The following is an 18,801-nucleotide window of genomic DNA, read 5'->3' as shown; positions in this document are numbered from 1 at the left end:
GGCAGGTGAAGGAGTAATTCCATGAACATGCAGACAGGCAAGACGCTTTCGGCGGCCGAAGCCGCGCTTTGCGAAGCCTACGACCATGCGGTCGGCGAACTGCCGGGCGATGCCGCCGTGCTCGCCGCCCGCGACACGCTGATCAGCGATTTCAAGCAGGCGGGGCTTCCCACGCGCCGCGTCGAGGCCTGGCACTATACCGACCTCAAGGCGATGCTGCGCGCGCTGCCGGCCTTCGATCCGGCCGCCTCAGCCGCCAAGGCTTCTCCGCTGGTGGAAGGCTCGACGGTGCTTTCCATCGTCAACGGCGCTGCCGACGTCCGCGGTGCGGCCAAGGCCGTGACGGTCCGCCGCTTCGCCGACGCGCTCGCCGACGGCACCGCCGCCGAGGGCCTTTCCGCGCGTGACGCCGACGACACGATCGGCCGCATCAACGGCGCCTTCGTGCGCGACGGCTTTGTCATCGACGTGCCGGCCGGCACGGAACTCGACGCTCCGCTCGAAATCCAGGCCGTGCAGAATGCCGGCCAGACGCATACGCGCTTTCCCGTCACCTTCGGCGCCGGCGCGAAGGCGACCGTCGTCGAGCGGCACCTTGCCGCGGGCCAGAACCCTGCCTTCGTGACGTCGGTAAGCGACATTTCGCTGGCCGACGGCGCGGACATCACCTGGATCATCCTCCAGGCGCAGGGCGCGGCGGATACGCATCTCGGCGAGATCCGCATCACGCTCGGCACGGACGCCAAGCTGCGCCTCTACGTGGTCAATGCCGGCGGCAAGGTCGTGCGGCAGGAAATCCACGTCGTCGTGGCGGGCGAGGGCTCCGATCTCAAGCTGCGCGGCATCAACCTGCTGGGCGGCGAGACGCACAACGACGTGACCTTCACGGTCGGCCACAACGTAGCGAACACGACGTCGACGGAAGTCATCCGCAACGTGGTCTTCGACCGCGCCCGCGGCGTCTTCCAGGGCCAGATCCGCGTTGCGCCCGATGCGCAGAAGACCGACGCGAAGATGTCGTGCAACACGCTTCTGCTCTCCGACGAAGCCGATTTCTCGGCCAAGCCCGAGCTGGAAATCTTCGCCGACGACGTCCAGTGCGGCCACGGTGCAACCGTGATCGACATCGACCACACGCAGCTCTTCTACCTGATGGCCCGCGGCATTCCGGAAAACAAGGCGCGCGCCATGCTGGTCAACGCCTTCGTCGCCGAGATCGTCGAGGAACTGGAAGACGAGCCGCTGGTGGAGGCGCTGGAAGGCGTCATCGCCGCCTGGCTGGACAAGCACGCCTGACAGGGCGGATAGGAAGCACGAGATGGAACACGCACCCGCAAAGGCCTATGACGTCGAGGCGATCCGCAGGGATTTCCCGATCCTGTCGAAAACGGTCTATGGCAAGCCGCTGGTCTATCTCGACAACGGCGCCTCGGCGCAGAAGCCGCAGGTGGTGATCGACGCGGTCGCGAACGCCTATTCCAACGAATATGCCAACGTGCACCGCGGCCTTCATTTCCTCTCCAATGCCGCCACCGACGCTTACGAGGCGGCGCGCGAGAAGGTGCGCCGTTTTCTGAACGGCGCCTCGGTCGACGAGATCGTCTTCACGAAATCCTCGACGGAGGCGATCAACACGGTCGCCTACGGTTACGGCATGGCCAAACTCGGCGAGGGCGACGAGATCGTCCTGTCGATCATGGAGCACCATTCCAACATCGTGCCGTGGCATTTCATCCGCGAGCGCAAGGGCGCCAAGCTCGTCTGGGTGCCGGTGGACGAGACGGGTGCGTTCCATATCGAGGACTTCGAGAAGTGCCTCACCGAGCGCACGAAGCTCATCGCCATCACGCATATGTCGAATGCGCTCGGCACCGTCGTGCCGGTCAAGGAGATCTGCCGCATCGCCCGCGAGCGCGGCATCCCGGTGCTGGTCGATGGCTCGCAGGGGGCCGTGCACATGCCGGTGGACGTGCGCGACATCGATTGCGACTGGTATGTGATGACCGGCCACAAGCTCTACGGGCCCTCGGGCATTGGCGTGCTCTACGGCAAGATGGACCGGCTCAAGGAGATGCAGCCTTTCCAGGGCGGCGGCGAGATGATCGTCGACGTGACGGAGGACATCGTCACCTACAACGATCCGCCGCACCGCTTCGAGGCCGGCACGCCGCCGATCGTCCAGGCGATCGGCCTCGGCTATGCGCTGGACTATATGGAAAAGATCGGCCGCGCGGCGATCTCCGCCCATGAGGCGGACCTGCGCGACTACGCCCATGAACGGCTTTCGGCGATCAATTCGCTGCGTATCTTCGGCACGGCCGAGGGCAAGGGCTCGATCTTCTCCTTCGAGCTGGAAGGCATCCATGCCCATGACGTGTCGATGGTCATCGACCGGCAGGGGGTCGCGGTACGCGCCGGCACCCATTGCGCCCAGCCGCTCTTGAAACGCTTCGGCGTTACCTCCACATGCCGGGCATCGTTCGGCATGTACAACACGCGCGCCGAAGTCGATGCCTTGGCCGATGCGCTCGACCACGCGCGAAAATTCTTTGCCTGAGGAGGTGGACCCATGTCCCTCGACGCAACGGAAGACAAGATCGATGTCCGCGACGGCATCGTCCATTCGGCGATCCCGGCCGACGAACTGGCCCGCCTTTCCGACGATATCATCTCCGCGCTGAAGACGGTCTACGACCCGGAAATCCCCGCGGACATCTTCGAGCTCGGCCTGATCTACAAGATCGACATCGAGGATGACCGCATGGTCAAGATCGACATGACGCTGACGGCCCCCGGCTGCCCCGTCGCCGGCGAGATGCCGGGCTGGGTGGAGAACGCGGTCGGTGCTGTCGAGGGCGTCTCAGGCGTCGAGGTCAGCATGACCTTCGACCCGCCGTGGACCCCGGACCGCATGTCGGAAGAGGCGCAGGTCGCCGTCGGCTGGTATTGAGGGCTGGCTGAGCTGCCCCTCATCCGCCTGCCGGCACCTTCTCCCCGCAAGCGGGGCGAAGGGCGACTGGGGTGACGGTTTCCCAGATGAAGATGCTTCTGGGAAAACGGTGCGGCATATCCCTTCTCCCCGCCTGCGGGGAGAAGGTGGCGGCAGCCGGATGAGGGGCGGACTCCGAGTGCCGTTACTTGATCCGTCAGCCCGCCGACACTAGATTCGGATTCGCAGGCCGCCGGGCCTTGAACCCGGCCGGCGAAGGAGAAACGATCCATGGCCTTTGCAGTCATGACACTCACGAATGCCGCGGCGGACCGCGTCAAGGCGATCGTCGACAATGCGGGCGGCGAGGCCAGGGGCATCCGTGTCGGCATCAAGAAGGGCGGTTGCGCGGGAATGGAATATTCCATCGACCTCGTCACCGAGCCCAATGCCAAGGACGACCTGATCGAGCTCAACGGCGCCCGCGTCTGGGTCGCGCCGGAAGCCGTGCTCTATCTCCTCGGCACGCAGATGGATTTCGAGGTGACGACGCTGCGCTCCGGCTTCACCTTCAACAACCCGAACCAGACGTCTGCCTGCGGCTGCGGCGAATCGGTCGAGCTGAAGCCGGCCGACCTCGCGGCCCTTGCCGCCGCCGGCCAGCCGGTGGTGCGCACCTGAGAGGGGCGGAAAGCCCCTCAACTTGCTCTTCCTTTCGCCGCCGCTTTTGCTAGTCTCCCGCTGCCGGCATGGTGCCGGCGTGATCGCCCGGGAGGGGCGCGAGCGATGACCGGCTTTGCCGCATCCCTTTATCGTGATCTGCCGTTCCCCGTCGTCATCGTGGACGACAAGGCGCATGTCGTCTCGCACAATGCCGCCGCCGCGCGCACCTTCGGCTGGAAGCAGGACGGCGGCGATGCCGTCACCGTCCTGCCGGTGCTCGACGGGGCGGAGGCCGCCGACATCCTCAGCCGCCGCGCCGCAACGGGCCGCGAGAACGCCCATCCCTTCGTCTTCCGCCACGACAACGGCTCGCATTTCGAGGCGACCGCCCATGTCATCCCCGTCGAGGGCGATCATCCCGGCGGCCCGCACTATGCGCTGCTGCTGCGCAGTCTTCTCAGCGGCGGCAGCCATGGCGAGGATATCCTGCTCGGCCAGCGCATCGCCGCCGCGCTCGACACCATGACGGAGGGCTTTGCGATCTTCGACCGGGAGGACCGGCTCGTCATGTTCAACCGCTCGTACAAGGATCGGTGCGGAGAGGCGCGCGATGCCGTGCGGGTCGGGGCGACGCTCGAGGCCATCACCCGCGCCTGCATTTCCGCCGGCCGGTTTCCGGGCATCGGCGAGGGAACGCCGCAGGCCGAGGCGCTGGTGCGCGCACGCCTTGAAAGCCACCGCAACACCGACGGCGACGGGACGGTCTTCGAGTTCGGCAAGGGGCGGTGGATTCGCGGCGAGAGCCGTGTCGCCGAGACGGGCGATATCGTCGCCACGCGCGTCGACATTTCCGAGTTGAAGCGCACGGAGGCGGCGCTGGAGGAGAAGCGGCGCGAATATCTTTCGCTGCTGCAGATCCTGCCCGACATGATCCTGCGCTTCGACAGGCATCTCGCCATCCGCTTCGCGAACGACAAATACGCCAATTTCGTCGGCTCGACGACGGATGAGCTGATCGGGAAATACCTGCCGGACATCGCCTGCGCCCCGGAGCAGACGGCCTCCCTGACCGACATCGCCAACTACACGCGCGAAGCGCCGGTGCGCACGCAGGAGATCTGCATCGACGGGCCGGACGGCGAGGAGATGTGGATGCTGTGGACGGCCGTGGCGATCTTCGACGGGAAGGGCGTCAGCGAGGTCGTCAGCGTCGGCCGCGACGTCACCGAGGCCAAGCGCCAGCAGCGCCAGGTGGAGGCCCAGACGAACGAGCTTCGCCGCAAGAACGAGGCGCTCGACCAGTTCACCGCCACCGTCTCGCACGACCTCAAGGCGCCGCTGAGGCATCTTTCCATGTTCGCCGAGATGATCTCGGAGGACGTGCACCGCGGCGCGTTCGACGAACTGCCGCACTATGCCGACCATGTGCGCAAGAGCGCCGCGCGCATGCGGCGCATCATCGACAGCCTGCTCGAATTCTCGCAGATCGCCTACCGCATCGTCGTGCCGAAGCCCGTTGCGCTGTCCGGCGTGATGCGCGAGGCGCTGACGCTGCTGGAGGGCCAGTTGCAGGAATGCGGCGGCACCGTCGAGGTCGCCCCGCTGCCCGAGATCATGGGCGACCAGGAGCTCCTGAAGCGCCTTGCGCAGAACCTCATCGGCAACGCGCTGAAATATTGCCGCCCCGGCGAGGCGCCGAAGGTCCGGATCTACTGCCGGGAGGACGGGGAGAATATCCAGCTTGTCGTGGAAGACGAGGGGATCGGCATCGACCCGCAATATATCGAGCGGATTTTCGAGGTCTTCCAAAGGCTTCACCGGGACGAGTCGGTTTACCAGGGCACCGGCCTCGGCCTTGCGCTGGCGCGCCGGATCGTCGAGAGCCACAACGGCGCGATCGCGCTTGACACGGCCTATGGTCCGGGCGCACGCTTCGTCGTGACGTTTCCGCAACCCGTGAAGCCGAAAGGGGAGCGATCGTGGGAAGTTCGGTCAGAAGACTGATCGTGGTCGACGACGACCCGGTGGACGTCCGCTTCGTGATGCGGGCCTTCAGCGATGCCGGCAACAAGGTCGAGATCACCCATGTCGCCGATGCCGAGGCTGCCAGCGACCGGCTCGATGCGGAAGCCTTCGACTATATCCTCCTCGACATCAACATGCCCGGCACGAGCGGCGTCGACCTCCTGAAGCGCCTGCGCGGGCGCACGCGCACCGCCGTGACGCCGGTGATCATGCTGTCCTCCTCATCGAACGTCGCCGATGTAAACCGCGCCTACGAGAACGGCGCGAACGCCTATGCGGTCAAGCCCTCGACCCTGAGCGGCTACCGCGCCTTCGCCGAAGGCTTCACCCGCTTCTGGGTGGACGTCGCCGTCGCGCCCTGATCCCATCCCTGCCCGCAACGGAAAACCCCGGCCGATGGTATCGGCCGGGGTGGTTCGATGTCCCACCCGCTTCCTTCTCCGCCGTCATCCTCGGGCTTGACCCGAGGATCCACATTCGCGGCGTGCCGGCGGATGGATGGTCGGGTCAAGCCCGACCATGACGAAGGATAGGCGGCGGGCCTTGGACCCGCCCGGAAACGGCTTACTCGGCCGCTTCCGCGTAGTCCTCCAGCGGCGGGCAGGAGCAGACGAGGTTGCGGTCGCCGTAGACGTTGTCGACGCGGTTGACCGGCGACCAGTACTTGTCCACGCGGAAGGCGCCCGGCGGGTAGCAGGCCTGCTCGCGCGAATAGGGACGATCCCATTCGCCGACGAGGTCTTCCACCGTATGCGGGGCGTTCTTGAGCGGGTTGTTCTCCCGGTCCATCCGGCCTTCCTCGATGGCGCGGGCCTCCTCGCGGATCGCCAGCATCGCCTCGCAGAAGCGGTCGATCTCCGCCTTGGTCTCCGATTCGGTCGGCTCGATCATCAGCGTGCCGGCGACCGGCCAGCTCATGGTCGGCGCGTGGAAGCCGCTGTCGATGAGGCGCTTGGCGACGTCGTCGACGGTGACGCCCGCGCTCGCCGCGAGCGGGCGCGTGTCGATGATGCATTCATGCGCCACGCGGCCCTTGGAGGAGGCATAGAGCACGTCATAGGCGCCCTTGAGGCGGGCGGCGATGTAGTTGGCGTTGAGGATCGCCACCTTCGTCGCCTGCGTCAGGCCTTCGCCGCCCATCATCAGGCAGTAGCTCCAGGAGATCGGCAGGATGGAGGCCGAGCCGAACGGCGCGGCCGAGACCGCGCCGGCCTCCCCGGTCGTCGGGCTCGTCGGCAGGTAGGGCGCAAGATGCGCCTTCACGCCGATCGGCCCCATGCCGGGGCCGCCGCCGCCGTGGGGGATGCAGAAGGTCTTGTGCAGGTTGAGGTGCGAGACATCCGAGCCGATGTCGCCCGGGCGGGCAAGGCCGACCATGGCGTTCATGTTCGCGCCGTCCATGTAGACCTGGCCACCGTGGCGATGCACGATCTCGCAGACCTCGCGCACGTTCTCCTCGAAGACGCCGTGCGTGGAGGGATAGGTGATCATGCAGCAGGAGAGGTTTTCCGCGTGTTGCTCTGCCTTCGCGCGGAAATCGTCCATGTCGATGTCGCCGTTCTCCGAGACCTTCACGACGACGACCTTCATGCCGGCCATCTGCGCGGAGGCGGGGTTGGTGCCATGCGCGGAGGTCGGGATGAGGCAGACGTCGCGATGCGTGTCGCCGTTGGCGAGGTGATAGGCGCGGATCGTCAGGAGGCCGGCATATTCCCCCTGCGCGCCGGAATTCGGCTGCATGGAAATGGCGTCGTAGCCGGTGATGTCGCAGAGCTTGTGCGACAGGTCCTCGATGAGATGCCGGTAGCCCTCGGCCTGGTCGGCCGGCACGAAGGGGTGGATCTCGGAAAATTCCGGCCAGGTGATCGGCAGCATTTCCGCGGTCGCGTTCAGCTTCATCGTGCAGGAGCCGAGCGGGATCATCGCCCGGTCGAGCGCAAGGTCCCGGTCCGAGAGGCGGCGGATGTAGCGCACCATCTCGCTTTCCGCGCGGTTCATGTGGAAGATCGGGTGAGTCAGGTATTCGCTGGTGCGCAGCAGGTCTTCCGGCAGGCGGTAGTCCGGCTCGAACTCGGCGACCTCGAAATTGCCGCCGAAGGCGCGCCAGACGGCCTCCAGCGTGACGGGGCGCGAGCGCTCGTCGAGGCTGATGCCGATGCGGTCGTCGCCGATCTTGCGCAGGTTCACCTCTTCCGCCACGGCCGCTTTCAGGATGATGCCCTGCAGCTTGCCGACATGCACGGTGATCGTGTCGAAGAAGACCTCCGGCTCGACGGTATAGCCGAGCTTTTCGAGGCCCTTGGCAAGGAGCACTGTCTTCTGGTGCACGCTCTGGGCAATGGCCTTCAGGCCCTGAGGCCCGTGGAAGACCGCATACATCGAGGCCATGACGGCGAGCAGCACCTGCGCGGTGCAGATGTTCGACGTCGCCTTCTCGCGGCGGATATGCTGCTCGCGCGTCTGGAGCGAGAGACGATAGGCACGGTTGCCGCGCGCATCGATGGACACGCCCACGAGGCGGCCGGGCATGGAGCGCTTGTAGGCGTCCTTGACCGCCATATAGGCCGCATGCGGGCCGCCGTAGCCGACCGGAACGCCGAAGCGCTGGGTGCAGCCGATGGCGATGTCGGCATCCATCTCGCCGGGCGACTTGAGGAGCGCCAGCGCCAGCGGATCGGCCGCCATGACGGCGATGGCGCCGGTCTGGTGCAGGCGGGCGATGAGGCCCGAGAAATCGCGCACATGGCCGTAGGTGCCGGGATACTGGAAGATCGCGCCGAAGACGTCGACGGGGTCGAGATCGGTGAAGGGATCGCCGACGACGATGCTCCAGCCGAGCGGCTCGGAGCGGGTCTTCAGGAGCGCGATGGTCTGCGGGTGGCAGTTCTCGTCGACGAAGAAGGCGGTCGCCTTGGATTTCGCGACGCGCTGCGCCATCGCCATCGCTTCGGCGGCGGCGGTCGCCTCGTCGAGCAGCGAGGCATTGGCGACGTCGAGGCCGGTGAGGTCGCACACCATGGTCTGATAGTTGATGAGCGCTTCCAGGCGCCCCTGGCTGATCTCCGGCTGGTAGGGCGTATAGGCCGTGTACCAGGCGGGGCTCTCCAGGATGTTGCGCTGGATGACCGGCGGCGTGATCGTGCCGTAGTAGCCCTGGCCGATCAGCGAGACGAGCTTCTTGTTGCGGTTGGCGGTCTCGCGCAGCTTGTCGAGTGCCTCGCGCTCGGTCATCGGCGCGCCCCATTCGAGCGGCCTTTGCTGGCGGATCGATTTCGGTACGGTGTCGTCGATCAGCGCGTCGAGGCTGTCATAGCCGATCACCTTCAGCATCGCCTCCATTTCCTTCGGCGAGGGGCCGATATGGCGGCGGTTGGCGAAATCGTAGGGCTGGTAATCGGTAAAGGCGAAGTCCTTGGGCAGGTTCATCAGCCGACAAGCTCCTTGTAGGCGGCTTCGTCCAGCAGGCCGTCTGCGTCGGCCTTGTTGGCGAGCTTCAGCTTGAAGAACCAGCCGGCGCCCTGCGGGTCGGAATTGACGAGGGAGGGATCGGCGGTGATCGCCTCGTTGACCTCGACGATCTCGCCGTCGAGCGGGCAATAGACGTCGGAGGCCGCCTTGACGCTCTCGACGGTGGCCGCATCGCCGCCCTTCTCGAAGGTGGCGCCGACGTCCGGCAGCTCGACGAAGACGAGGTCGCCGAGCTGTTCGGCCGCGTGGGTCGTGATGCCGACGGTCGCGACATCGCCCTCGATCTTCAGCCACTCGTGTTCTTCGGTGAATTTCAGCATGGTTGTTCCTCTCTCGGAATGGAATGGTTCGGGGTTGCCCCTCATCCGCCTGCCGGCACCTTCTCCCCGCAGGCGGGGCGAAGGAGGCTTGCCGCGCCGCTTCCGCTCCCTCGCCCCGCTTGCGGGGAGAGGGCTGGGGTGAGGGGCGATGGCTCGGCCGGGACGGTCATGGGGTCAGCGCTTGAAGGTATTCTTGACGAAGGGCATGGCCGCTACGGTGACGGGCAGGAATTTTCCGCGCACGCCGGCATAGAGCGGCGTGCCGGGCTCGGCCGAGGCGGTCGCGACGTAGCCCATGGCGACGGGGCCGTCGACATTGGGGCCGAAGCCGCCGGAGGTCACCGTGCCGACGACGTCCTCGCCTTCCGCATCGGTGGCGAGCACCGCGCCGGCGCGCACGGGCGCGCGGCCCTCGGCCCTGAAGCCGACGCGGCGGCGCTCCGTGCCGTTTTCGAGCTGGTCGAGGATGACGGATGCGCCGGGGAAGCCGCCCTCACGCGCACCGCCCCTGCGGCGGGCCTTCTGGATCGCCCATTCGAGGCCGGCTTCCACCGGCGTCGTGCCGGTGTCGATGTCGTTGCCGTAGAGGCAGAGGCCGGCCTCGAGGCGCAGCGAATCGCGGGCGCCGAGGCCGATCGGCAGCACGTCCGGATGGTCGAGCAGGCGGCGACAGACCGTTTCGGCAAGCGCTGCCGGAATGGAGATCTCGAAGCCGTCCTCGCCCGTATAGCCGGAGCGCGAGACGATGCATCCGGCATCGTGCAGGTCGCAGGCGCGCACGTCCATGAAGCGCATGGAGGAGATATCGGCCCACAGTTCGGCCAGCACCGCCTCGGCGCGCGGGCCTTGCAGGGCGACGAGGGCGCGGTCGTCGTGCAGCGTCAGCTCGCAGGCCTCGCCGATCTTCGCCTGCATATGGGCGAAATCGGCCTCCTTGCAGGCGGCGTTGACGACCACGTAGAAATGGTCGCCGCGGTTGGCGATCATCAGGTCGTCGAGGATGCCGCCCTCGTCATTGGTGAAGAGGGCATAGCGCTGGCGGCCTTCGGGAAGGCCGACGATGTCCACCGGCACCAGCGTTTCCAGCGCGCGGGCCGCGTCCGCATTGTCGCCGGAGCGGGCGCGCACGGTCACCTGGCCCATGTGCGACACGTCGAAGAGGCCGGCGGCCGCACGGGTGTGCAGGTGTTCCTTCATCACGCCGGCCGCATATTGCACCGGCATTTCATAGCCGGCGAACGGCACCATGCGGGCGCCGAGCGACAGGTTCAGCGCATGAAGCGGGGTTTTCTTGAGATCAGACGATACGTCCAAAAGGCGCCCTCCAAGTCCTTGGCGCCCTTTCTCCTCGGGCGCCGGCTCACACTTTCGGCGCGAACGCGCCGTTTTGCCTGAGCCCCCTCTGTCCCTTCGCCTGAGATTGTTATCCCTTCGGCGAGCGCTTTCGCGCTTCTCTCCAGAGTTCCGACGGCACCTTGCTGGTCCTTTTGCCTGAGAGTTTCCGGGGCGGTTGCTCCTTCGGCACCGGATTTGCCCGGTTTCTCCCAGCGAGGTCGGCTCCAGATAACGGCCTCGCCCATATTTTGGCAAGAGGCGGCGTCGCTCTCGAACAAATTTTTGTCGTTTGAGAAAAGGGACAAAAGAAAGCCCCCGGAAAGGGGGCTTGCAAAGTTGGAGGACGGCTGTTCTTCGGGAGGATCAGGCGGGTTCGGTTACGGCGGTTCCGCCGTTCTCCTCATAGAGGCGCTGCGCCTCGGCGACCGTTACCTGCGGCGTCTCGTTCGGCGCCGTGATCAGCGCGAGCGCGAGGGCCGGCGGATGGATGACGTTGAGCACGGCAACGACATGCGCGTCGCCCCGGGTCCTGGCATCCTCGCTCCAGGCATGGATGCGCTCCTCGAACAGCGTGCCGGTGCGCGTGTTCGACCGCATGCCCTGGGAGGCGTAGGCGGCTGTGGTCGGCGAGACTGTCACGATCTGGGTCATGGCGCTTCAACGGGTTTGTTTGGTTTATCGAATTTAACAGTTGCGGCTTACCTGGAAATGAAACGCAAGGGTTGCATTTTCATCGAATTTTAACGGTTCTCCGGTGGCGCGGCCGGCCTTGCCTTTGCCCCCTCAATTCCGCCATAAGAGGCGAAGAAAGCCGCCGGAGTCGCGGCCGATCATGATGCCGCCGATGGCGCGGGAGGACCGATGAAGCCGATTTTCGTGCAATTGCAATGCGCTCCGGGCAAGACCTACGAGGTGGCCGATGCGCTTTACGCTACGGAACTGATTTCGGAGCTCTACTCCACCAGCGGCGACTACGATCTCCTCCTGAAGATCTATGTCGACAGCGAGGAGGATATCGGCAAGTTCATCAACGACCATGTCGCCTCCATTCCGGGCATCGTGCGCTCGCTGACGACGCTGACCTTCCGCGCCTTCTAATTCCTTCGTTCTTGCGCTAAGAGCGGCGCAACGAAAGAAGGCGAAGATGGCAGGCATCGAACACAAGCAGGTGGAAGGCGACGAGGCGGGCATGCGCCTCGACCGCTGGTTCAAGGTCCATTACCCGGGCCTCGGCTTCGGCCAGCTCCAGAAATTGCTGCGCTCCGGGCAGGTGCGCATCGACGGCGGGCGCGCCAAGAGCGATACCCGCGTGCAGCCCGGCCAGACGATCCGCATTCCCCCGATGGAGGTGGATGCGAAGAAATCCGGCCCCATCGCCGGCCGCGACCTGAAGCATTCCCCGGACGGCGAGCTCCTCTCCCGCATGCTGCTGCACGAGGACGACAAGGTCTTCGTGCTCAACAAGCCGGCCGGCATCGCCGTGCAGGGCGGCTCGGGCGTCACCCGGCACATCGACAAGATGCTGGAGGCCTGGACGAGCCAGAAGGGCGAGAAGCCGCGCCTCGTGCACCGGCTCGACCGCGACACCTCGGGCGTCCTCGTCATCGCCCGCACGCGCGGCGCGGCGCAGAAGCTCACCGCCGCCTTCCGCGAGCGCGACACCAAGAAGACCTACTGGTCGCTGGTCAAGGGCGTGCCGAAGAAGCGCGAGGACAAGATCTCCACCTGGCTCGTCAAGGAGCAGACGCCGGACGGCGACCGCATGCGCATCGCCAAGCACGGCGAGGACGGGGCGGACCATGCCGTCTCCTTCTACCGCGTCGTCGAGCAGGCCGGGCAGAACTTCGCCTGGCTGGAGATGGAGCCCTATACGGGGCGCACGCACCAGCTTCGCGTCCACGCCGCCCATATCGGCCACCCGATCCTCGGCGATCCGAAATATTTCGACGCGGATACCAACTGGGCGTTTCCGGGCGGCGTGCAGAACCGCCTGCATCTCCATGCCCGCCATATCGACATCCCGCACCCCTCCGGCGGGCGCCTGCGCGTGACCGCACCGCTGCCGCCGCACATGGTGCAGACGTGGAACCTCTTCGGCTTCGACCAGAACGCGGCGGACGAGGAAGACTGATGCGCCTCGTCCTCTTCGATTGCGACGGCACGCTGGTCGACAGCGCGAAGCTGATCCACGAGGTCATGGCGCGCACCTTCGTCGATTTCGGCTATACGCGACCGGACGTTTCCGAGACCAAGGCGATCATCGGCCTGACGCTCGACATCGCCATCGCCCGCATGCAGGGCAAGCCGCATGTCGACGAGGAGGCGCTGGCGATGACGGCGCACTACAAGGCGACCTTCTCCGGCGTGCGCGCCGAACCCGGCTTCCAGGAGCCGCTCTTTCCCGGCATCGACGCCATGATGGCGCGGCTGGAGCGCGAGGACGGCCTGATCCTCGGCGCCGTCACCGGCAAATCCCGCCGCGGCCTCGATCTCATCCGCGCTGCGCACGGCTTCGACAAAACATTCTTCGTCTCGCGCACGGCGGACGATTGCCCCTCCAAACCGCATCCGGCCATGGTCATGGAATGCTGCAGCGAGGCGGGCGTCGATGCGGCCCGCACGGTTGTCATCGGCGATGCGATTTACGATATGCAGATGGCGAAGGCGGCCGGCGCTTCGGCGATCGGCGTTTCCTGGGGCTATGCCTCTGTGCCCGAACTCGTCGAGGCCGGCGCGGACCACATCCTTCGCACGCCCGCCGACCTTCTCGAATGGCTGGAGATTTCCGATGCGTGACATTCTGAGCGACCTTTCCGATGCGATGAGCGATCCCGATCCGGTGCGCCGCGCGCAGATCCAGATGAAGCGGCCGCTGCCGAAGCGCTTCTACAAGGAGGTCTCGACCGACCGGACGGACGAGGGCTACCGCATCCTCATCGACGGGCGCCCGGTGCGCACGCCGGTCAAGAAGCTGCTGGCCGTGCCCTCGCAGGCCATCGCCGACCGGCTGAAGGCCGAATGGAACGGGCAGGGCGAGGAGATCGACCCGGCGACGATGCCGGTGACGCGCCTCGTCAACACCGCCATCGACGGCGTCGCCGGCAATTTCGACGCCGTCTTCGACGAGATCGTGCGCTTCGCCGGCACGGACATGCTCTGCTACCGCGCAGATTCGCCGGCTGGCCTCGTCGAGCGCCAGCGCGAGGGCTGGGACCCGATCCTGCGCTGGGCGGCCGAGGCCAAGGGCGCGCGCTTCATCCTCGTCGAGGGCGTCATGCACCAGGAACAGCCGGCGCGGGCCATCGAGGCTTTCGCCTCCGCGCTTTCCGGCTGGCGCGATCCGCTGGCGCTCGCGTGCCTCCACACGGTCACGACGCTGACCGGCTCGGCGCTGCTGGCGCTGGCGCTTGCCGAGGGCGTGATCGATGCCGAGACCGCCTGGACGCTCGCCCATGTCGACGAGGACTGGCAGATCGAGCAGTGGGGCACGGACGAGGAGGCCTTCCGCCGCCGGGAACTGCGCCGCGCGGAAATGGACGTCGCCGCCGCGGTGCTCGCCGAGGTCCCGCGCGCCTGAGACGATCTATCTAGAACGGTCCTCTTCAAGCCCCCCGTTTCGCATGTTAAGTCATTGTCGAAACGGGAGGAACCGAGGGACCATGAAGGAAATTCTCCACGAACTGGAAGCCCGGCGCGAGCGCGCCCGCATGGGCGGCGGCGCCGCCCGTATCGATGCACAGCACAAGCGCGGCAAGCTGACCGCGCGCGAACGCATCGAGGTGTTCCTGGACGAGGGCTCCTTCGAGGAATTCGACATGTTCGTCGAGCACCGCTCGACGGATTTCGGCATGGAGAAGACGAAGATCGCCGGCGACGGCGTCGTCACCGGCTGGGGCACGGTGAACGGGCGCACCGTCTTCGTCTTCGCCAAGGATTTCACCGTCTTCGGCGGCTCGCTTTCCGAGACCCATGCACAGAAGATCATGAAGGTCCAGGACATGGCGCTGAAGAACCGCGCGCCGATCGTCGGCCTTTACGACGCGGGCGGCGCGCGTATCCAGGAGGGCGTCGCCGCGCTCGGCGGCTATGCCGAGGTCTTCCAGCGCAACGTGCTCGCCTCCGGCGTCATCCCGCAGATATCCGTCATCATGGGGCCGTGCGCGGGCGGCGACGTCTATTCGCCGGCCATGACCGATTTCATCTTCATGGTGCGCGACACGTCCTACATGTTCGTGACGGGCCCGGACGTCGTGAAGACCGTCACCAACGAGACGGTCACCGCGGAAGAACTCGGCGGCGCTTCCGTCCACACGACGAAATCCTCCATCGCCGACGGGGCCTATGACAACGATGTCGACGCGCTGCTGCAGGTGCGCCGCCTCATCGACTTCCTGCCGCAGTCCAACACCTCGCCCGTGCCGGAGATCGAGTGCTTCCAGTCGGTGGAGGAGACGGACGCCTCGCTCGACACGCTCGTGCCGGCGAACGCCAACAAGCCCTACGACATCAAGGAACTGATCGCAAAGACCGTCGACGAAGGCGATTTCTTCGAGATCCAGGAGAGCTTTGCGAAGAACATCGTCTGCGGCTTCGGCCGCATCGAGGGGGCGACGGTCGGCTTCGTCGCCAACCAGCCGATGGTGCTGGCGGGCGTGCTCGATTCGGATGCCAGCCGCAAGGCGGCGCGCTTCGTGCGCTTCTGCGACTGCTTCGGCATTCCCGTCGTCACCTTCGTCGACGTGCCGGGCTTCCTGCCGGGAACGGCGCAGGAATATGGCGGCCTCATCAAGCACGGCGCAAAGCTGCTCTTCGCCTTTGCCGAGGCGACCGTGCCGAAGGTGACGCTGATCACGCGCAAAGCCTATGGCGGGGCCTATGACGTGATGGCGTCGAAACACCTGCGCGGCGACATCAATTATGCCTGGCCGACGGCGCAGATCGCGGTGATGGGCGCCAAGGGGGCGGTCGAGATCATCTTCCGCAAGGACATCGCCGATCCGGAAAAGATCGCCGCGCATACCAAGATGTACGAGGATCGCTTCCTCTCGCCGTTCGTGGCGGCCGAGCGCGGCTATATCGACGAGGTGATCATGCCGCATTCCACGCGCAAGCGCATCGCGCGGGCGCTCAGGCTCCTGCGCAACAAGGATCTCGAAAACCCCTGGAAGAAGCACGACAACATTCCGCTTTGAACCGCAAGGAGGATTTCCCGATGTTCGATCGCCTTTCCGCCTACCGTCCGCAGGCGCTCGCCGCGCTCCGCATCGTGGCGGCGCTGCTCTTCATCGAGCACGGCACGCAGAAATTCATCGATTTCCCGCCGGCCGAGCTGCCCTTCGGCGACCTGATGAACATCCTTGGCGTGGCGGGCGTGCTGGAGGTCGTCGGCGGCGTGCTGATCCTCATCGGTCTCTTCACGCGGCCGGTCGCCTTCGTGCTCTGCGGCTTCATGGCGGTCGCCTATTTCATGGCGCATGCGCCGCAGAGCTTCTTTCCGATCAACAACCGCGGCGATGCCGCGGTCCTCTTCTGCTTCGTCTTCCTGTACCTCACGGCAGCGGGGCCAGGCGCCTTCGCGCTCGACAACGGCCGCCGCAGTTAGGCGACGAACTTCAGGCCGAGGATGCCGGTGACGATGAGCGCGATGCAGCCGAGGCGCATCGCCGTCGCCGGCTCGGCGAAGAGGACTATGCCGAGGATGACGGTGCCGACCGTGCCGATGCCGGTCCAGACCGCATAGGCCGTGCCCATGGGCAGCGTCTTCACGGCAAGGCCGAGAAGCACGATGCTGACCAGCATGGAACCGGCGGTGAGCGCCGTCGGAAGGGGCTTGGTGAAGCCGTCGGTGTATTTGAGGCCGATGGCCCAGCCGATTTCAAAGAGGCCGGCGAGGGTGAGAAGGATCCAGGGCATTCTGCCTACTCCGTTTCAAGGAGCGAGGCCGTCCCCGCGATCGTGACCGGATCGTTCCGGCGGTAGCCGTCTACCGGGGCGGACTATCGTTCATCCGCGCTGTGGTCGCAAGGGCAGGGGCGGCATGCCAGCCATGCGCCCCCGCCATATCCGTTCTCACCCAAGGCGCTCGGCGTGCCATTTCAGGTGATCGTCCATGAAGGTCGAGATGAAGTAGTAGGAATGGTCGTAGCGCTCGTGCATGCGCAGCGTCACGTCGATGCCGGTGCCCTTCACCGCCTCCTCGAAGAGCCAGGGGCGAAGGCCGTTTTCGAGGAAGCCGTCCGCCTTGCCCTGGTCGATCAAAAATTCCGGGAAGCGGGCGCCGTCGGCGACGAGCGCGCAGGCATCGTATTCACGCCATTTCGCCCTGTCCGTGCCGAGGTATTTCTCGAAGGCGGGCACGGACCAGTCGGCGGTCGAGGGCTCGACGATGGGGGCGAAGGCCGAGCAGCTCCTGAAGCGGTCCGGGTTCTTCAGCGCGATGGTCATCGCGCCATGGCCGCCCATCGAATGGCCGAAGATGCCCTGCCGGTCCATGTCCATGCGGAAGTGCTGGCTGACGAAATTCGGCAGCTCCTCCGTGACATAGCTGTACATCTGGTAGTTTTCCGCCCAGGGCTCCTCGGTGGCGTCGAGGTAGAAGCCGGCGCCCTTGCCCATCTGCCAGTTGGTCAATTCGTCGGGCACGTCGTTGCCGCGCGGGCTGGTATCCGGGCAGACGACGATGAGGCCGAGTTCGGCGGCCATGCGGCGGTATTCGCCCTTTTCCATCACATTGGCGTGGGTGCAGGTGAGGCCGGAGAGATACCAGAGCACCGGGCGCGGCTCGCGGATCGCCTGCGGCGGCACGAAGACGGCGAAGGTCATCTCGCATTTGCAGGCTTCGGAGTCATGGGCGAAGACGCCCTGCATGCCGCCGAAGGCCGTGTTCTGGGAAAGCACTTTCATGGAAAACTCCGGTTGTTCAGGATGCGAGCGCCACGGCGGCATTGACCGCGGCCGCCACAAGCACCGTGTTGAAGAAGAAGGAGACGACCGCGTGTACGAGATTGATCTTGCGCATGTCGGTGGCGGTGATCGCGACGTCCGAAGTCTGCGCCGTCATGCCGATCACGAAGGCGAAATAGAGGAAATCGTAGGCGTCCGGCGGGGCCTTGCCGGGAAAGTCGAGGCCGCGGCCGGCATCGGTGCTCGCCTCCGTGCTGCCGGGCCGCCAGTAGATATGGGCGTAGTGGATGGCGGCCATCGTGTGGATCGTCAGCCAGCCGAGGGCGACCGAGGAGAAGGCGAGCGTGAATTCCAGGCCCGTCGCGTTCGGCCGGTTCAGCACCACGAAGAGCGAGCCCATGGAAATGGCGACGGCCGCGAAGGTGACAGTGAAGATGATGGCGGCCGGCTCGTCGGTATCCGTCGCGTAATGTTCGAGATAGGCGGCCGTCAGGTGCGGCAGGCGTACCGCCGTCAGCCCGAGATAGCACAGGAAGAAGGTGTTGGCCGCGATGTCGACGGCGAACAGCGGCTTCAGCCAGAGGGCGACGGCAAGCGCGACCGCGGAGGCGGCGAGGCCGACATAGAAGGGCAGGTGCCGGCCGAAGGTCCTGGGTCCGGGATCGGCCTTCATGGCGCCGACCTGCCGGGCGTCGCCTTCGCGCGGCGGCAAAGGCGATCGAGCGTTTCGAGGAAGGCGGAGCGGTCGCGCGGCGAGAAGGCGGCGTTGTAGCCCTTGCTTTCGCCGGTCTCGCGCAGGTGCGCGCCGAGATCGCGCATGGCGCTCGCCATGCCGATGTTCGCCTTGTCGAAGAGCCGTCCGGTCGGGCCGGTGACATGGGCGCCGGCGGCGACCGTGCGCCCGGCAAGCGGCACGTCGGCGGTCACCACGATGTCGCCCTCGCGCACGTTCTCCGCGATCCAGTCGTCCGCCGCGTCGAAGGCGCCGGAAACGATGACGTTGCGCACCATCGGATCGCGCGACGGCCGCAGGCCGGAATTGGCGACGAACGTCACCGGCAGGCCGTGCCGCTCGGCGACCTTCAGGATTTCCGGCTTCACCGGGCAGGCGTCGGCATCGACATAGATGGTTGGAAGGCTTTCGGTCATCCGCTCCGC

General features: G+C 66.1%; 20 protein-coding genes and 1 riboswitch. Of the genes, 12 read left to right on the top strand and 8 right to left on the bottom strand.

Going from position 1 to position 18,801, the window contains the following annotated elements; genetic code table 11:
• Positions 1-21: 21 nt before the first annotated feature.
• The 6 genes from sufD (at position 22) to ACZ5TO_RS08405 (ending at position 5,979) form a co-directional block, all read left to right on the top strand.
• Complete coding sequence (gene sufD / locus ACZ5TO_RS08430; protein WP_464800186.1) at positions 22-1,296, top strand: Fe-S cluster assembly protein SufD; 1,275 nt, start codon at positions 22-24, stop codon at positions 1,294-1,296.
• Between the two features lie 22 nt (positions 1,297-1,318).
• Positions 1,319-2,557: a cysteine desulfurase gene (locus tag ACZ5TO_RS08425; protein WP_464800185.1), complete on the top strand. Its 1,239-nt coding sequence runs from the start codon at positions 1,319-1,321 to the stop codon at positions 2,555-2,557.
• A gap of 12 nt (positions 2,558-2,569) precedes the next feature.
• On the top strand, positions 2,570-2,950 hold the full coding sequence (locus tag ACZ5TO_RS08420) for an SUF system Fe-S cluster assembly protein (RefSeq protein WP_184141477.1): 381 nt from the start codon (positions 2,570-2,572) through the stop codon (positions 2,948-2,950).
• Positions 2,951-3,220: 270 nt separating this feature from the next.
• Positions 3,221-3,610, top strand: a complete 390-nt coding sequence (gene sufA / locus ACZ5TO_RS08415) for a Fe-S cluster assembly scaffold SufA (RefSeq protein ID WP_464800184.1) — start codon at positions 3,221-3,223, stop codon at positions 3,608-3,610.
• A gap of 105 nt (positions 3,611-3,715) precedes the next feature.
• A complete protein-coding gene (locus ACZ5TO_RS08410) occupies positions 3,716-5,596 on the top strand; it encodes a sensor histidine kinase (protein WP_464800183.1) in 1,881 nt (626 codons plus the stop codon).
• Between the two features lie 2 nt (positions 5,597-5,598).
• A complete protein-coding gene (locus tag ACZ5TO_RS08405) occupies positions 5,599-5,979 on the top strand; it encodes a response regulator (RefSeq protein ID WP_184141483.1) in 381 nt (126 codons plus the stop codon).
• A 202-nt stretch (positions 5,980-6,181) separates the two neighbouring features.
• On the opposite strand, the gene gcvP is transcribed toward ACZ5TO_RS08405, so the two are convergent.
• From gcvP to ACZ5TO_RS08385, 4 genes are all read right to left on the bottom strand, one after another.
• Positions 6,182-9,043, bottom strand: coding sequence for an aminomethyl-transferring glycine dehydrogenase (gene gcvP / locus ACZ5TO_RS08400; RefSeq protein WP_464800182.1), 2,862 nt, complete (start codon positions 9,041-9,043; stop codon positions 6,182-6,184).
• Entirely contained in the window at positions 9,043-9,405 is a 363-nt protein-coding gene (gene gcvH / locus ACZ5TO_RS08395; RefSeq protein ID WP_464800181.1) for a glycine cleavage system protein GcvH, read from the bottom strand. Before gcvH ends, gcvP begins: the two co-directional genes overlap by 1 nt.
• Positions 9,406-9,579: 174 nt before the next feature.
• The gene (gene gcvT, locus ACZ5TO_RS08390; protein WP_464800180.1) at positions 9,580-10,719 is read right to left on the bottom strand and encodes a glycine cleavage system aminomethyltransferase GcvT; all 1,140 of its coding nucleotides are present in this window, start codon (positions 10,717-10,719) and stop codon (positions 9,580-9,582) included.
• A 155-nt stretch (positions 10,720-10,874) separates the two neighbouring features.
• Positions 10,875-10,962: riboswitch (glycine riboswitch) on the bottom strand.
• Between the two features lie 141 nt (positions 10,963-11,103).
• Positions 11,104-11,391, bottom strand: coding sequence for a hypothetical protein (locus tag ACZ5TO_RS08385; protein WP_184141490.1), 288 nt, complete (start codon positions 11,389-11,391; stop codon positions 11,104-11,106).
• Between the two features lie 210 nt (positions 11,392-11,601).
• On the opposite strand from ACZ5TO_RS08385, the gene ACZ5TO_RS08380 reads away from it, so the two are divergent.
• The 6 genes from ACZ5TO_RS08380 to ACZ5TO_RS08355 all read left to right on the top strand — a co-directional run bounded on the left by ACZ5TO_RS08380 (position 11,602) and on the right by ACZ5TO_RS08355 (position 16,342).
• The gene (locus tag ACZ5TO_RS08380; RefSeq protein ID WP_024271053.1) at positions 11,602-11,838 is read left to right on the top strand and encodes an Lrp/AsnC ligand binding domain-containing protein; all 237 of its coding nucleotides are present in this window, start codon (positions 11,602-11,604) and stop codon (positions 11,836-11,838) included.
• A gap of 46 nt (positions 11,839-11,884) precedes the next feature.
• Positions 11,885-12,871, top strand: coding sequence for an RluA family pseudouridine synthase (locus ACZ5TO_RS08375; RefSeq protein WP_464800179.1), 987 nt, complete (start codon positions 11,885-11,887; stop codon positions 12,869-12,871).
• Positions 12,871-13,536 carry an HAD-IA family hydrolase gene (locus ACZ5TO_RS08370; protein ID WP_464800178.1) on the top strand — a complete coding sequence of 222 codons (666 nt, stop codon included), beginning with the start codon at positions 12,871-12,873 and terminating at the stop codon, positions 13,534-13,536. Before ACZ5TO_RS08375 ends, ACZ5TO_RS08370 begins: the two co-directional genes overlap by 1 nt.
• A complete protein-coding gene (locus tag ACZ5TO_RS08365; protein ID WP_464800177.1) occupies positions 13,529-14,317 on the top strand; it encodes an ATP12 family chaperone protein in 789 nt (262 codons plus the stop codon). Before ACZ5TO_RS08370 ends, ACZ5TO_RS08365 begins: the two co-directional genes overlap by 8 nt.
• Before the next feature lie 82 nt (positions 14,318-14,399).
• The gene (locus ACZ5TO_RS08360) at positions 14,400-15,932 is read left to right on the top strand and encodes an acyl-CoA carboxylase subunit beta (protein ID WP_184141498.1); all 1,533 of its coding nucleotides are present in this window, start codon (positions 14,400-14,402) and stop codon (positions 15,930-15,932) included.
• Between the two features lie 20 nt (positions 15,933-15,952).
• On the top strand, positions 15,953-16,342 hold the full coding sequence (locus ACZ5TO_RS08355) for a DoxX family protein (protein ID WP_464800176.1): 390 nt from the start codon (positions 15,953-15,955) through the stop codon (positions 16,340-16,342).
• Here ACZ5TO_RS08355 and sugE read toward each other — a convergent pair.
• The 4 genes from sugE to ACZ5TO_RS08335 all read right to left on the bottom strand — a co-directional run bounded on the left by sugE (position 16,339) and on the right by ACZ5TO_RS08335 (position 18,792).
• Positions 16,339-16,653, bottom strand: a complete 315-nt coding sequence (sugE, locus tag ACZ5TO_RS08350; RefSeq protein WP_184141502.1) for a quaternary ammonium compound efflux SMR transporter SugE — start codon at positions 16,651-16,653, stop codon at positions 16,339-16,341. The genes ACZ5TO_RS08355 and sugE overlap by 4 nt on opposite strands.
• Before the next feature lie 156 nt (positions 16,654-16,809).
• Complete coding sequence (gene fghA, locus ACZ5TO_RS08345; protein ID WP_184141504.1) at positions 16,810-17,643, bottom strand: S-formylglutathione hydrolase; 834 nt, start codon at positions 17,641-17,643, stop codon at positions 16,810-16,812.
• Between the two features lie 16 nt (positions 17,644-17,659).
• Positions 17,660-18,316 carry a DUF1345 domain-containing protein gene (locus tag ACZ5TO_RS08340; RefSeq protein ID WP_184141506.1) on the bottom strand — a complete coding sequence of 219 codons (657 nt, stop codon included), beginning with the start codon at positions 18,314-18,316 and terminating at the stop codon, positions 17,660-17,662.
• The gene (locus tag ACZ5TO_RS08335) at positions 18,313-18,792 is read right to left on the bottom strand and encodes a YaiI/YqxD family protein (protein ID WP_464800175.1); all 480 of its coding nucleotides are present in this window, start codon (positions 18,790-18,792) and stop codon (positions 18,313-18,315) included. The genes ACZ5TO_RS08340 and ACZ5TO_RS08335 overlap by 4 nt, the downstream gene beginning before the upstream one ends.
• Between the last annotated feature and the right edge of the window lie 9 nt (positions 18,793-18,801).

This window comes from Shinella sp. Sh6 (genome assembly GCF_055392685.1).
The sequence above is the reverse complement of the archived record's forward strand: the minus strand, read 5'-3'. Positions and strand labels throughout refer to the sequence as shown.

Bases quoted from the DNA above. Each gene is read 5' to 3' on its own strand.
- ACZ5TO_RS08375 (WP_464800179.1), top strand. From the start codon at position 11,885: ATGGCAGGCATCGAACACAAGCAGGTGGAAGGCGACGAGGCGGGCATG.
- gcvH (WP_464800181.1), bottom strand. From the start codon at position 9,405: ATGCTGAAATTCACCGAAGAACACGAGTGGCTGAAGATCGAGGGCGAT.
- sufA (WP_464800184.1), top strand. From the start codon at position 3,221: ATGGCCTTTGCAGTCATGACACTCACGAATGCCGCGGCGGACCGCGTC.
- ACZ5TO_RS08370 (WP_464800178.1), top strand. From the start codon at position 12,871: ATGCGCCTCGTCCTCTTCGATTGCGACGGCACGCTGGTCGACAGCGCG.
- ACZ5TO_RS08365 (WP_464800177.1), top strand. From the start codon at position 13,529: ATGCGTGACATTCTGAGCGACCTTTCCGATGCGATGAGCGATCCCGAT.
- fghA (WP_184141504.1), bottom strand. From the start codon at position 17,643: ATGAAAGTGCTTTCCCAGAACACGGCCTTCGGCGGCATGCAGGGCGTC.
- ACZ5TO_RS08340 (WP_184141506.1), bottom strand. From the start codon at position 18,316: ATGAAGGCCGATCCCGGACCCAGGACCTTCGGCCGGCACCTGCCCTTC.
- ACZ5TO_RS08425 (WP_464800185.1), top strand. From the start codon at position 1,319: ATGGAACACGCACCCGCAAAGGCCTATGACGTCGAGGCGATCCGCAGG.
- sugE (WP_184141502.1), bottom strand. From the start codon at position 16,653: ATGCCCTGGATCCTTCTCACCCTCGCCGGCCTCTTTGAAATCGGCTGG.
- gcvP (WP_464800182.1), bottom strand. From the start codon at position 9,043: ATGAACCTGCCCAAGGACTTCGCCTTTACCGATTACCAGCCCTACGAT.
- ACZ5TO_RS08355 (WP_464800176.1), top strand. From the start codon at position 15,953: ATGTTCGATCGCCTTTCCGCCTACCGTCCGCAGGCGCTCGCCGCGCTC.
- ACZ5TO_RS08410 (WP_464800183.1), top strand. From the start codon at position 3,716: ATGACCGGCTTTGCCGCATCCCTTTATCGTGATCTGCCGTTCCCCGTC.
- sufD (WP_464800186.1), top strand. From the start codon at position 22: ATGAACATGCAGACAGGCAAGACGCTTTCGGCGGCCGAAGCCGCGCTT.
- ACZ5TO_RS08360 (WP_184141498.1), top strand. From the start codon at position 14,400: ATGAAGGAAATTCTCCACGAACTGGAAGCCCGGCGCGAGCGCGCCCGC.
- ACZ5TO_RS08385 (WP_184141490.1), bottom strand. From the start codon at position 11,391: ATGACCCAGATCGTGACAGTCTCGCCGACCACAGCCGCCTACGCCTCC.
- ACZ5TO_RS08380 (WP_024271053.1), top strand. From the start codon at position 11,602: ATGAAGCCGATTTTCGTGCAATTGCAATGCGCTCCGGGCAAGACCTAC.
- ACZ5TO_RS08420 (WP_184141477.1), top strand. From the start codon at position 2,570: ATGTCCCTCGACGCAACGGAAGACAAGATCGATGTCCGCGACGGCATC.
- ACZ5TO_RS08335 (WP_464800175.1), bottom strand. From the start codon at position 18,792: ATGACCGAAAGCCTTCCAACCATCTATGTCGATGCCGACGCCTGCCCG.